Source organism: Paenibacillus sp. BIHB 4019, from assembly GCF_002741035.1.
In the GTDB taxonomy this organism is placed as follows: domain Bacteria; phylum Bacillota; class Bacilli; order Paenibacillales; family Paenibacillaceae; genus Pristimantibacillus.
Genome location: NZ_CP016808.1, coordinates 197,325 through 210,858, shown reverse-complemented (window position 1 = coordinate 210,858; position 13,534 = coordinate 197,325). Strand labels below are relative to the sequence as shown.

The 13,534-nt window shown below is 48.8% G+C and carries 12 protein-coding genes; 11 read left to right on the top strand and 1 reads right to left on the bottom strand.

What is annotated here, in order from left to right; all coding sequences use genetic code 11:
* The first annotated feature begins 7 nt into the window (after nt 1-7).
* The 10 genes from dnaI (at nt 8) to BBD42_RS00860 (ending at nt 10,883) form a co-directional block, all read left to right on the top strand.
* Nucleotides 8-964: a primosomal protein DnaI gene (dnaI, locus tag BBD42_RS00905; protein WP_056039460.1), complete on the top strand. Its 957-nt coding sequence runs from the start codon at nt 8-10 to the stop codon at nt 962-964.
* Between the two features lie 630 nt (nt 965-1,594).
* Nucleotides 1,595-3,265, top strand: coding sequence for a peptide ABC transporter substrate-binding protein (locus tag BBD42_RS00900; RefSeq protein WP_099516609.1), 1,671 nt, complete (start codon nt 1,595-1,597; stop codon nt 3,263-3,265).
* Nucleotides 3,266-3,443: 178 nt separating this feature from the next.
* A complete protein-coding gene (locus BBD42_RS00895; RefSeq protein ID WP_046228634.1) occupies nt 3,444-4,379 on the top strand; it encodes an ABC transporter permease in 936 nt (311 codons plus the stop codon).
* A 2-nt stretch (nt 4,380-4,381) separates the two neighbouring features.
* The gene (locus BBD42_RS00890) at nt 4,382-5,299 is read left to right on the top strand and encodes an ABC transporter permease (protein WP_099516608.1); all 918 of its coding nucleotides are present in this window, start codon (nt 4,382-4,384) and stop codon (nt 5,297-5,299) included.
* A gap of 16 nt (nt 5,300-5,315) precedes the next feature.
* Nucleotides 5,316-6,383: an ABC transporter ATP-binding protein gene (locus BBD42_RS00885; protein ID WP_099516607.1), complete on the top strand. Its 1,068-nt coding sequence runs from the start codon at nt 5,316-5,318 to the stop codon at nt 6,381-6,383.
* Entirely contained in the window at nt 6,384-7,313 is a 930-nt protein-coding gene (locus tag BBD42_RS00880; protein WP_099516606.1) for an ABC transporter ATP-binding protein, read from the top strand. It abuts the gene before it with no gap.
* A 401-nt stretch (nt 7,314-7,714) separates the two neighbouring features.
* Nucleotides 7,715-8,809 (top strand): sulfate ABC transporter substrate-binding protein, encoded by a 1,095-nt coding sequence (locus tag BBD42_RS00875; RefSeq protein WP_099516605.1) that lies wholly within the window; start codon nt 7,715-7,717, stop codon nt 8,807-8,809.
* Nucleotides 8,810-8,852: 43 nt separating this feature from the next.
* Nucleotides 8,853-9,719: a sulfate ABC transporter permease subunit CysT gene (gene cysT, locus BBD42_RS00870; RefSeq protein WP_056039478.1), complete on the top strand. Its 867-nt coding sequence runs from the start codon at nt 8,853-8,855 to the stop codon at nt 9,717-9,719.
* 5 nt (nt 9,720-9,724) lie between these two features.
* Nucleotides 9,725-10,606 carry a sulfate ABC transporter permease subunit CysW gene (cysW, locus tag BBD42_RS00865; RefSeq protein ID WP_099516604.1) on the top strand — a complete coding sequence of 294 codons (882 nt, stop codon included), beginning with the start codon at nt 9,725-9,727 and terminating at the stop codon, nt 10,604-10,606.
* 40 nt (nt 10,607-10,646) lie between these two features.
* Complete coding sequence (locus BBD42_RS00860) at nt 10,647-10,883, top strand: YezD family protein (protein ID WP_099516603.1); 237 nt, start codon at nt 10,647-10,649, stop codon at nt 10,881-10,883.
* 216 nt (nt 10,884-11,099) lie between these two features.
* Here BBD42_RS00860 and BBD42_RS00855 read toward each other — a convergent pair whose 3' ends face one another.
* Entirely contained in the window at nt 11,100-11,246 is a 147-nt protein-coding gene (locus tag BBD42_RS00855) for a YqzM family protein (protein WP_099516602.1), read from the bottom strand.
* A 169-nt stretch (nt 11,247-11,415) separates the two neighbouring features.
* Here BBD42_RS00855 and uvrC point away from each other — a divergent pair, with 169 nt between their 5' ends.
* Nucleotides 11,416-13,449 (top strand): excinuclease ABC subunit UvrC, encoded by a 2,034-nt coding sequence (uvrC, locus tag BBD42_RS00850; protein WP_099516601.1) that lies wholly within the window; start codon nt 11,416-11,418, stop codon nt 13,447-13,449.
* Nucleotides 13,450-13,534 lie beyond the last annotated feature (85 nt).

The following is a 13,534-nucleotide window of genomic DNA, read 5'->3' as shown; positions in this document are numbered from 1 at the left end:
ATTAAGAATGGAATCGCTGGGCGAGCTTCTGAAAGCATGGCCTGCGGGCAAGTCATTAACGGATCAGGCGGACCGCAAGCTGGAAGAGCTGCTTGCCGATCCGCTTGTGCATCGGCTGCGGGAGAAGCATCCCGAGCTGGATGAGCAGGCGGTTCGTCTTAATTTGAACCGGGTCTATCAATATGTAACGGAATATCGGAACTGTACGAACTGTCCGGGGCTTGACCAATGCCCGAATGACTTTGAGGGCCATTATACGCTGCTTTCATGCGATATCGTGCAGGAGCGCGTACAGCTGCATGACCGCAAAGTGGCCTGCAAGAAAATGATTGCCCGCAGGAGCGAGGAGCGGATCAGGAAACGGATTCGCAGCTTTTATGTGGACGACCGGGCGCTCAAGAGCGGCTATTCGGCGCTCGAAATTTTGGACAAGGACCCTACCCGGGCTGAAGCAGCTTACCGCGTCATTGAATACATTGACCGGACGAAGGAGCAGGGCCTTCAGCCAAACGGCCTGTATTTAGCCGGGAAATTTGGCACTGGGAAGACGTTTCTCATGTGTTACCTGCTGCATGAGCTGGCGAAAGCCGATTATTCCGGCGTCATCGTCTACATGCCTGATTTTGTCGAGGATTTGAAGTCGATGATGCACGAGCCGGCGAAGCTGCGGGAGACGGTAGAGATGATGAAGGAAACCGACCTGCTTATCTTCGATGATATCGGCGCCGAAAACTTGAATCCTTGGGCAAGGGATCATGTGCTTGGCTCCATTTTGAATTATCGGATGAACCGCAAGCCGACACTGTATACGTCCAATTATGAGCTTGACGGGCTGGAGCGGCATTTTAGCTTCACAAGCAAGGATGGCGATGAAGTGTATAAAGGGCAGCGATTGATGGACCGGATTCGGCCCTATGTCGATGTGATTATGGTCACAGGCGACAATAAGCGAGGATTAAAATAAAAAATTTGTTTAAAATTTTAGCCTTTAGGTTACTCTATTAAACCTGTCGAGAACGATTCGACAGGTTTTTTTGCATCTGTAAACATTTATAAATGTTTTACTTTTGTAACGAATAATCAATGATGGTGCAATTGAGGGGGCAATACCCAAAAGACTGGGATACAACGGTTCATGGCGAATGAATAAAAGTGTATGAAGCGATTTTTCGGACTAAAAATGTAAACGCATTATTGGTAGTAATTGTTAATTTATACGTAACTTAAATTAAAAATGTTTGCGTTTTCATTAAAAAATTTTTAAATTAATTTTTTGTGTCGTTTTTAATCAAATGCCGTATTTTCGGACATAATACCTTACGCAAAACAGCCGTAGTATGTGATATTGCTCAGTTTTACCGAAATGGGTAGTTGATTAAGTCTGATTTTATGCTATAATCTCTAGCATCAAATAGAGAATCTCAAACTATTCATAATTATTCCTTATGCCAAATATATATTCATCCTTACATTCAGTGGATAATATTTTTTTATTTCGGTTCTGCGCAAACATGAACGTATGTTCACTGTATAAGGAACAAAGGAAGAATAAGAGAGATTCATATTGAAATATTAATTGGGAGGAAATAAACGCATGAAAAAGAAGTATTCGTTTTTACTCAGCACGTTGCTTGTCATGACTTTGATCATCAGCGCTTGTGGCAATGCAGGCACTAACACAGGCACCAATAATCCGGGAGAGGCTAGCCCAGAGGCTACCGCATCCGAAGTGAAATTGGCTGACAATCAAGAAATCAGCGTGAACATTGCATCTGAGCCCCCGACACTTAACCCTGGTAAAGCAAGCGACTCCACATCCGGTACGATTTTGCGCCAAACGTTCGAAGGTTTGACACGTATTGGACAAGACGGTCACCCTGAAAATGCAGTAGCATCGAAAGTTGAAGTTTCTCCTGACCAAACGGTATACACATTCACTATTCGCGACGGCGCTAAATGGTCCAATGGCGATCCAGTAATTGCCGGAGACTTTGAATATGCATGGAAATGGGTTCTCGACCCAGCTAACGCAGCAGATTACGCTTATCAGCTTTATTATATTAAAGGAGCAGAGGCTGCTAACCTCGGCAAAGGAAAAGTTGAAGATGTAGGCATTAAAGCGGTCAACGACACTACGCTTGAAGTTACGCTTGCTAACCCGACTTCTTTCTTCCTTGAATTGACAGCATTCTACACATACCTGCCAGTAAACAGCAAAATTGCTGCAGCCAACAAAGATTGGGCTAACGATGCAGGCGACCAATACACAACAAACGGTCCTTTCCACATGACCGAATGGAAACACAGCGACAACCTTATTATTGAGAAAAGCGACACGTATTGGGATAAAGACAACGTGAAATTGACTAAAATCAACTTCTCGATGATCAATGACTTCAATACTGAGCTTTCGATGTTTGACAATGGCGAGCTGGACTGGGCTGGACAGCCTAACGGCCAATTGCCAGTTGATGCTATGCAAGCTTTGAAAGACCAAGGCTCTTTGCATACACAACCAATTGCTGGTGTGTACAACTACAAGTTCAACACGAAAGTGGCTCCTTTCGACAACAAAAACATCCGTAAAGCATTCGCTTATGCGATGAACCGCCAAGAACTGATCGACAACATTACACAAGGCGAGCAATTGCCAGCGATGGCGATTGTGCCTCCGACGATGTTTGCTGAAAACGAAAAAGGTTATTTTGCCGATAACGATATGGCGAAAGCAAAAGAATTTTTGGCTGAAGGCTTGAAAGAAATGGGCCTGAAAGACGCATCTGAGCTTCCTCCAATTTCTATTTCTTATAACACGAATGAAGCGCACCAAAAAATCGCTCAAGCTATTCAAGACATGTGGTCCAAAAACCTTGGCGTAGAAGTAACGCTTGATAACGCTGAGTGGGCTGTATATATCGAGAAATTGCATGCTGGCGACTACCAAGTAGGCCGTCTGGGCTGGCTTGGAGATTTCAATGATCCAATTAACTTCCTTGAGCTGTACCGCGATGCTGATGGCGGCAACAACGATACAGGCTGGGAAAATGCAGAATACAAAAAATTGCTGATTGATTCCGCATCTGAGTCAGATGCTGCGAAACGTACGGAAATGTTGAAACAAGCAGAAGCAATCTTCATGGAAGATATGCCTGTAGCGCCAATTTATTTCTATACGATGAACTGGGTTCAAAATGAAAAATTGAAAAACGTTGTAATCAGCGGTCTAGGCGACGTAACTTACAAATGGGCCTATATTGAAGCTTAATACGGGTAGGATGTAAAAAAGAATAGTCGACCATAACCGGATGCAGCGGTATGGTGGGCGGAACATCCCGGATCACATTTTCAAGTGGTTCGGGGTGTTCCTTTGTTATGAAAATGCGGGGCTATACTCCCCTTATATGTAAATAAAGCTCGAAACTAATAGGAGGTGCCAGACTATTATGGTGAAATATATTGGCAGACGTTTGCTGTATATCCTTTTGTCGTTGTGGCTGATTATTACAGCTACCTTTTTCTTGATGCGTCTTGCTCCGGGTAACCCGTTTACGTCGGAGAAGCAGCTGCCGCCGGAGATTAAAGCTAATCTGCTGGCTCACTATGGTCTGGATCAACCGTGGTATGCGCAATATGGCGATTATTTGCTGAAAGTGCTGCAATGGGATTTTGGTCCTTCATTCAAGTATAAAAGCCAGACCGTTAATGATTTAATCAATACCGGTTTTCCTGTTTCACTCGTGCTTGGCTTGGAAGCGATCTTCCTGGCGCTTGCCGTTGGTGTCATTCTAGGTGTGATTGCTGCGCTCAAGCATAATCGCTGGCAGGATTATACCGCGATGATTATTGCGGTGGCGGGCATTTCGGTGCCTTCCTTCATTATGGCAACGGTGCTGCAATATGTGCTTGCCATTAAATTTGGCATTTTTCCTGTGGCAAGATGGGGAACGTTCATGCATACGGTTTTGCCGGCGATTGCACTCGCTTCCACGCCAACGGCATTTATCGCTCGTCTGACGCGCTCCAGCATGCTTGAAGTACTTAGCAATGATTATATTAAGACTGCTAAGGCCAAGGGACTAAGCGAGTTTATGATTACAATCAAACATACGCTTCGCAATGCGCTGCTGCCTGTCGTTTCTTATATGGGGCCGCTGTCGGCTGGTGTCATTACAGGAAGCTTTGTTATTGAGCGTATTTTCGGCATACCGGGCCTTGGCTCCCACTTCGTTGTAAGTATCGGCAACCGTGACTACACGGTTATTATGGGTGTTACGGTGTTCTATAGTATTATCCTTCTCTTTAGCGTACTCTTGGTTGACATTTTATATGGATTAATTGATCCCCGTATTAAACTTGGGCGCGGGAAGAAAGGGGCTTGACGATGGAACCAATATCTAAAGACCGCTTTAAGCTGGTAGGCTTGCAGCAGCAAGGGACAGATAATGTGGCGAAGGCAAGCCTTACTTTCTGGCAGGATGTCGTTCGGCGCTTCGCAAAAAACAAACTAGCCATGGTCGGGGTTGTGTTGCTCGTTATTTTGGTCTTTATGGCTGCGTTTGGCCCATTAATGACCGAATTTGATTACCGTTCCAACGATCTAGGCAACAAAAATCAAGCACCGTCTGCTGAGCACTGGTTCGGCACGGATGATCTGGGACGCGACATGTTTGCCCGTGTCTGGGAAGGCGCTCGAATTTCCCTGTTTATCGGACTTGCGGCTGCACTAATCGACTTGTTTATTGGCGTCCTTTGGGGCGGAATTGCCGCTTACAAGGGCGGACGCGTAGACGAAGGCATGATGCGCTTTGCCGACGTTCTCTACGGTATTCCCTATTTGCTGCTTGCGATTATTTTGATGGTCGTATTCGGGCAAAGCTTGGGAACGATGATTGTCGCGATGACTATAACGGGCTGGATTAATATGTCGCGTATCGTTCGGGGACAAGTGTTGTCGCTGAAAAACCGCGAGTATGTGTTAGCCGCTCGTACACTGGGCGCAACGATGCCTTGGATTATGAGAAAGCATTTGATTCCGAATGCGATGGGCCCTATTCTGATTACGATGACGCTGACAATACCATCGGCGATTTTTACAGAGTCTTTCCTCAGCTATTTGGGTCTAGGCCTGACTCCGCCGATTGCGAGTTGGGGTACAATGGCATCCGATGGATTGCCTGCGCTTAAATATTATCCATGGCGTTTGTTCTTCCCGGCCATTATGATCTGTGTAACGATTTTCTCATTTAACGTAATTGGCGACGGATTGCGTGACGCTCTCGATCCGAAAATGCGCAAATAATAGGAGGGAAGCATAAATGGAAAAGCTGCTCGAAGTAAAAGATTTGTGCGTTTCCTTCGGTACGCACGGCGGCGAGGTACAGGCGGTCAGAGGCATTAGCTTTGACCTGTACAAGGGCGAGACGCTTGCCATCGTAGGGGAATCGGGTTCTGGCAAAAGTGTCGCTTCACAAACGATTATGAAGCTCATTCCGATGCCGCCAGGCAAAATTACGAATGGCGAAATTTTGTTTGATGGCGACGATTTGGTGAAAAAAACCGATAAGCAAATGGAGAAGGTACGGGGCAAGGATATTAGTATGATTTTCCAAGATCCGATGACCTCGCTTAATCCAACAATGAAAATCGGACCGCAAATTATGGAGGTGCTGAAGAAGCACCAAAAGCTTTCCGGCTCCGCTGCAAAAGAACGTACGATAGAACTGCTTCGTCTCGTCGGCATTCCGATGCCGGAGACGCGGATTAACCAATATGCCCATGAGTTTTCCGGCGGTATGCGCCAGCGGGCGATGATTGCGATTGCGCTTGCGGCCAATCCAAGATTGCTCATTGCCGATGAGCCGACGACGGCGCTTGACGTAACGATCCAGTCGCAAATTTTGGAGCTGATCAAAGATTTGCAGCAAAAAATCGGCATGTCCGTCATTTTCATCACGCATGATTTGGGCGTTGTTGCAAATGTAGCTGACCGTGTAGCCGTTATGTATGCGGGGCAAATTGTCGAGGTTGGAACTGTGGATGAAATTTTCTACGATCCGCGCCATCCTTACACATGGGGACTTCTTGCGTCCATGCCGAGCCTGGATATGGCAGACAAAGCCGAGCTATTGGACATACCGGGCACGCCTCCTGACTTGACGAATCCGCCTAAGGGCGATGCGTTTGCCCCGCGCAACCGCTACGCGCTGGCGATTGATTTCGAGGAAGAGCCGCCAATGTTCCAAGTATCCGAAACGCATTATGCCAAAACATGGCTGCTGCACCCGGATGCGCCAAAGGTGGAGCTGCCGGAGCAGGTTAAACGGAGAGTTCGTAAATTGGCAGCGTCTTTCGATAAGCCGGTGCTTGCGGAAGGAGAGGCTTAAATGGCTAAAAAGCTGCTGGAAATCAAAAACCTAAAGCAATATTTCAATGAAGGCCGCCCGAATATGGTAAAGGCCGTCGACGACGTCAGCTTCGATATTTATGAAGGCGAGACGCTTGGTCTCGTTGGCGAGTCGGGCTGCGGCAAATCAACGACTGGCAGAACGATTCTACGGCTGTATGACGCGACGGACGGCCAAGTGCTGTTCAGCGGCGAGAATGTTCACGGACGCAAGTCTAGAAGCGAACTGAAGCGTCTGAACCGCAAAATGCAAATGATTTTCCAAGATCCATATGCCTCGCTCAATCCGAGGATGACTGTTGGCGATATTATTGCCGAGGGCATTGATCTTCATGGGCTTGCGAAAAATAATAAGGAACGCATGGCGAGAGTGCATGAGCTGCTGGAGACGGTAGGCTTGCACAAGGACTATGCGAGCCGTTACCCGCATGAAGCGTCCGGCGGACAGCGCCAGCGGATCGGTATTGCCCGCGCACTAGCGGTCGATCCTGACTTTATTATTGCCGATGAGGCGATCTCCGCGCTGGACGTATCGATTCAGGCGCAAATCATCAACCTGATGAAAAAGCTTCAGCGGGAGAAAAACCTGACTTATTTGTTTATTGCCCATGATTTGTCTATGGTTAAATATATTAGCGACCGTATTGGCGTGATGTACTTCGGCAAGCTGGTTGAGCTTGCTTCTGCGGATGAGCTGTACAACAATCCAATGCATCCTTATACGAAGTCGCTGCTGTCAGCTATTCCAATTCCCGATCCGGAGACGGAGCGCGTGCGCAAACGGACATCTTATGATCCGAATGTGCACCAATATACACCAGAGGACCTTCCGGAAATTCGTGAAGTGAAGCCTGGGCATTTTGTGTATTGCTCGAAACGCGAGCTGGAGCAGCTGCAAGCTTCTCATTAAAATGGGTTTAAGCCACTCAGCTTAAAGCATGCATGAATACAGCTTGCAGCTCTAGTAGAAAGGACTGTTCCAAATCAGTAAAGCCATACGGCTGCGCTGGTTTGAGGGCAGTCCTTTTTTTGCGTGCAAGGCTCTCGATTCCTAGCGTTTTCCCTTGGTGAAGGGGCGGCGGAAACAGCAGACAAAAAGCAATCTTTTTACCAAAATGGTTTTAACATCAATTCATAAACCTAATTTCGAAAACGCTATTGACTAAACAAAATCCCGCTGGTAGAATCCTTCCATAACCAACTAAGCGGGTAGGAATAATATTTTATCTACCGGACCACCGGCGGCAAAACATTACTCATTTATCCAGGACTGCAGGAGCAAAAAGAAAAAAATCAGGGGTGTGAGGATTTATGTTAAAGGGGAAATGGTCGGTTTCATTATTGCTCGTATTGGTGCTCATCTTATCCGCTTGCGGAGCAAACGGAGGCAACCAGGGAACTGGAGCAGGAGCAGGAGAGTCGCCAGCTGCATCAACAGAAGCGGGCGCCGCAGGAGAGAAGCCAGCAGAACCAGTCAAGCTGTTAAATGTATCGTATGACCCAACTCGTGAGCTGTACGAGGAGTATAATAAAGCTTTTTCAACGTATTGGAAAAATAAAACCGGCCAGGACGTAACGATTAGCCAGTCCCATGGCGGATCAGGCAAGCAAGCCCGCGCAGTCATTGACGGTCTGAAAGCAGATGTCGTCACGCTGGCGCTTGGCTACGATATTGATTCCTTGGTGGAGCCGGGCCTGCTGAGTGCAGACTGGCAATCCAAATTCGAGCATAACAGCTCGCCGTATACGTCAACAATCGTGTTCCTTGTACGCAAGGGCAACCCGAAGGGCATTAAAGATTGGAATGATCTGATTAAAGACGGTGTAGAAGTGATTACGCCAAACCCGCAAACGTCGGGCGGAGCCCGTTGGAACTATCTTGCAGCATGGGGCTATGCGCTGAAGCAAAACAACAATGACGAGGCGAAAGCGCAGGAGTTCGTAACCCAGCTGTTCAAGCATGTGCCCGTACTCGATACAGGTGCTCGCGGAGCGACAACGACTTTTGTAGAAAAAGGAATTGGCGATGTGCTGCTGGCTTGGGAGAATGAAGCGTTCCTGTCCATCAAGGAGCTTGGCCCTGACCAATTCGAGATTGTCTATCCTTCGGTCAGCATTTTGGCGGAGCCGCCTGTAGCGGTCGTTGATAAAAATGCCGAGGCCAATAAAACGACAGAAGTAGCCAAAGCTTACCTGGAGTATTTGTACTCGGATGAAGGCCAAGAGATTGCTGCTAAAAATTACTACCGTCCTATTAATGAGACAATTGCGGCTAAATATGCAGATACGTTCAAAAAGCTGGACCTGCTGACGATCGACGGAGATTTTGGCGGCTGGAAAGTGGCGCAGGAGAAGCATTTTAATGCGGGCGGCATATTCGAGAAGATTTACACGCCAGGCTCGTAATGATCGCTAGGCACAGCAAATTGTGGAATGGAGCTGACTTCACATGAAAGGTTCCAGTAGGAGCAAAGGAAGGAGCAGAGGCGGCAAAGCGCGAAACGTTTTGCCCGGCTTTGGCCTATCAATGGGATTTGCAATTGTGTATTTGAGCCTGATCGTTCTAATCCCGCTGGCCAGCGTATTTATTAAGACGACAGGACTCAGCTTTGCCGAATTTTGGGGCACGGTAACGAATCCAAGGGTTCTGGCTTCTTATCGCATCAGCTTCTTCACCGCCTTCAGCGCCGCAGCCGTCAATATGGTGTTCGGCCTGCTCATTGCATGGGTGCTGGTCCGCTACCGTTTTCCCGGCAAAAAATTTATCGACAGCCTCGTTGATCTTCCATTCGCGTTGCCGACAGCGGTAGCGGGAATTGCACTGACGGCCATTTATGCGCCGAATGGCTGGGTAGGCAAGCTGCTCCAGCCGCTCGGGCTCAAGGTGGCCTATACGCCACTGGGCATTACTATAGCCCTTATCTTTATCGGCATTCCCTTCGTCGTTCGTACGGTGCAGCCTGTGCTGCAGGATCTCAATAAAGAAATAGAAGAGGCCGCGGTTATGCTTGGCGCCTACCGGATGCGAACTTTTTGGAAAGTGATTTTGCCTGAGCTGATGCCGGCTCTGCTTACGGGCTTCGCCTTAGCTTTTGCTCGCGGAATTGGGGAATACGGCTCCGTCGTATTCATCTCTGGCAATATGCCAATGAAAACCGAAATCGCCCCGCTTCTCATTATGACGAAGCTGGAGCAGTTTGATTACGCAGGGGCTACCGCAATCGCGCTCGTTATGCTCGTCGTTTCGTTCCTGCTGCTGCTGTTCATTAATTTCATGCAGTGGCGGATTAACCGCCGCGTCGTAGAAGGAGGCTAAGCAAGATGGCTGGAGCAATTACAACGCATTTATCGAGCGAGGCCTCCAAGCGGCCTAAGCATATTACGGAACCGGCAATCGTGCGGGTTGTACTCATAACGGTAGCGCTTATTTTCCTTGCGCTGGTCGTCCTGCTGCCGCTCGTTTCTGTATTTGTTGAAGCGTTTAAGAAGGGCTTTGACGTTTATCGTGCCGCGATCACCGATCCTGATGCTTTATCGGCATTGAGACTGACTTTGCTCGTGGCCGTAATCGCCGTGCCGCTGAATACGCTGTTTGGCATATCCGCTGCATGGGCGATCAGCAAATTCCGTTTTCGCGGCAAGCAGTTTTTAATTACGCTCATTGATTTGCCGTTTGCCGTATCTCCGGTAATTTCCGGACTTATCTATATTCTAATGTTTGGCGCACAAGGCTTCTTCGGCCCTTGGCTCGATTCCCATGGCATTCAGCTCGTCTTCGCGCTGCCGGGCATTGTGCTGGCGACGGTATTCGTAACGGTGCCATTCATTGCCCGCGAGCTTATACCGCTCATGCAGGCGCAGGGAGTCACAGAAGAGGAAGCTGCGGCAAGCCTTGGCGCAAAGGGCTGGCAAATTTTTTGGCGGGTCACCTATCCGAACATCAAGTGGGGCTTATTGTACGGCATTATTTTATGTAATGCCCGGGCGATGGGCGAGTTTGGAGCGGTGTCTGTCGTATCAGGCCACATTCGCGGACAGACAAATACGCTGCCGCTGCATATTGAGATTTTGTACAATGAGTACCAATTTTCAGCTTCATTTGCCGTGGCATCGCTGCTCGTCATGCTGGCGTTTATTACGCTTATCGTCAAGTCGCTGATGGAATGGCAAATGAACAGGCGGGCTTCTGCCCAAAATGTCTGACACTTACGATAAAGTGAATTAGAAAAAGGAGGAGTAGACAATGGCAAAACCTTTGGAAATCGATCAGCAGTGGCTTAAGCGGATTGCGGACCAGGTGGGCGGGCTGCAATATGGAAGTGTGAATATTACGGTGCATGACGGCAGAATCGTCCAGATTGACCGGACCGAGCGGACGCGCTACGATCAGCCCTCCAGCAAGCAGCAGGAATCCCAAAGCGTCAAGCAGCAGGCAAGCAATAGCCACAATAATAGCAGCAACAAGCACCAATCAGCCTGAATTTTGCGGAAGCCGTTCGCCCTTGAGCGAGCTGAGCCATGACAAAACGGCCATATAAAGAGAAAGAACCTTCGAATCATCCGCTTAGAAACGGACACGAAGGTTCTTTTTTTAATATAGGTCATTTATAAGTTTCTCTCTTATAAATGGCCTATATTTCACGGAATGAAACGCGCTGCACCGCCAAAGAACGGCGAGGCGAGGCTTGCTATTTGTTTACGAAATGATAAATTTCACGATAACAGCAGCAGCAAACATGACAGTCATTAGACCGAGCATGCCGCCGAAGCCGAACACTACGTCCATCAAGTCGTGGCGCGGTTCTTCATTATAATGCTCGCGCGGGTCTCTAACGTTCTCCATAACAAGCGTCCTCCCTTGAAAACGATTTAGCTATCAACAGTATACCCAACTATCCGAATAATTGTAAAGCAAAACACGGCAACTATTGTAAACTTGAGGACTCGGCTGCCGGCACCAATCTATGTTACAATAAGGCATGGGAACAAATGTCCGCAAGGGAGGTTTGGAAATGAATCAGCATGAGGGGAAACAGGCGGCCAGCCCGGCTGAAGCAGCAGAATTAATTCGTCATAAGCTAGCGCTGCTTCCGGACCAGCCCGGCTGCTATTTAATGAAAAACGGCGAAGGCACAATTATATACGTCGGCAAAGCCAAAATATTAAAAAATCGCGTCCGCTCGTATTTCAATGGCTCTCATAATGGCAAAACGCAGCGCCTCGTTGCGGAAATCCGCGATTTTGATTTTATATTGACGAAAAGCAACATGGAGGCGCTCATTCTGGAGTGCAATCTTATCAAGCAGTATCATCCGCGATATAACGTCTTGCTGAAGGACGACAAGTCATTTCCTTATATAAAAATTACGCATGAGCAGCATCCAAAACTCGAGGTAACCCGCAGAATGGCCAAGGATAAGGGGAAATACTTCGGCCCCTATCCGAATGCTTATGCGGCCCAGCAGACGAAGAAGCTGCTGGACCGGCTGTATCCGCTGCGCAAATGCAAGACGCTGCCCGACAAGGTATGCTTGTATTATCACATGGGGCAATGCATTGCGCCTTGTGAATATGAGATTGAACCCGGCACCTATGAGGCGATGGTTCAGGAAATTACCCGTTTTCTCAATGGCGGCCATGATGTGGTGCGGGCAGATTTGCAGCGCAAAATGGAGGCTTCCGCCGAGCAGCTGGAGTTCGAGCGGGCGAAGGAATACCGCGACCAGATTATTGCAATAGATGCGGTAATGGAGAAGCAGAAAATTACGATGTCAGACGCCTTGGACCGCGATATTTTCGGCTATGCGGTCGAGAAGGGCTGGATGTGCGTCCAAATTCTTTATATGCGCCAAGGCAAGCTTATTGAGCGCCATGGTACGACCTTCCCTTATTATGGCGAAGAGTACGATGATTTTATGACCTTTGTAACCCAATACTACAGTGAAAATCCTGCGCTGCCGAAGCAGATTTTGCTGCCATTGCCGCCAGAGCAGGCGGAGAGCGCACAGGCAGCGGGCAAGCAGGAAGCAGGAAAGCAGGAGACGGCCGCAGCCCAGCTTGACCAGGAAGCAGCGCCAAGCGCAAATGAAGCAGCAAAGGATATGGTTGATGCAGCAAGCTTAATCGTTGTAATTGACGAAGAGTCGCAAGAAGAAGCCCAGCCGACCAAAGAGAAGGAGCTGTCCGTTGCGGAGGAGGCCGCTGCTGCGCTGCACCACTGGCTTAAGGTCAAGGTGCTGCTGCCGCAGCGCGGACGCAAGAGCGAGGTCGTCTCGATGGCGACCGAGAATGCCAAGGTAACGCTTGCCGACAAGTTCCGGCTCATCGAGCGGGATGAGGAGCGCAGCGTCAAGGCGGCGGCAGGGCTGGCCGAATGGCTTGGTTTGCCGCAGGCTACCCGAATTGAGGCATTTGACAACTCCAACATACAAGGTACGAATCCTGTATCGGCTATGGTCGTATTTACGGACGGCAAGCCGGATCGCAAGGAATACCGCAAATACAAGGTCAAGACGGTCGTTGGGCCAGATGATTATGAGACGATGCGCGAGGTCATTCGCAGACGCTATGAGCGCGTGCTCAAGGATCAGCTGGCTGCTCCGGATCTGATCGTCGTCGATGGCGGCAAGGGGCAAATTTCCGCAGCGATTGATGTGCTGCAAAATGAGCTGAACCTGTTTATCCCGGTATGCGGTCTCGTCAAGGATGCCAAACACCGAACGGCCCAGCTCATGACCGGCGATCCCGCTGAAATTATTCCGCTGCCGCGCGACAGCCAGGAGTTTTATTTGCTGCAGCGCATACAAGACGAGGTTCACCGCTTCGCGATTACGTTCCACCGCGAGCAGCGCGGCAAGTCGATGGTCGTCTCGCAGCTTGATGCTATTCCGGGTATTGGCGAGAAGCGGCGCAAGCTGCTGCTTAAGCATTTTGGCTCCATCAAAAAAATAAAAGAGGCCACGGTGGAAGATTTCCGGCCTCTTTCAATAGGAGATAAGCTTGCCGCCCAAATTATTGCGGCACTTGGGGAGGAGGCGTCGCCGTAAGCTGCGGCGGCCTTCCTCCTTTTTTTGACGTATAGGAAAGGATATGAATGTTCTCATCTTTTCTCTATACGTTTCGCCAAAACGA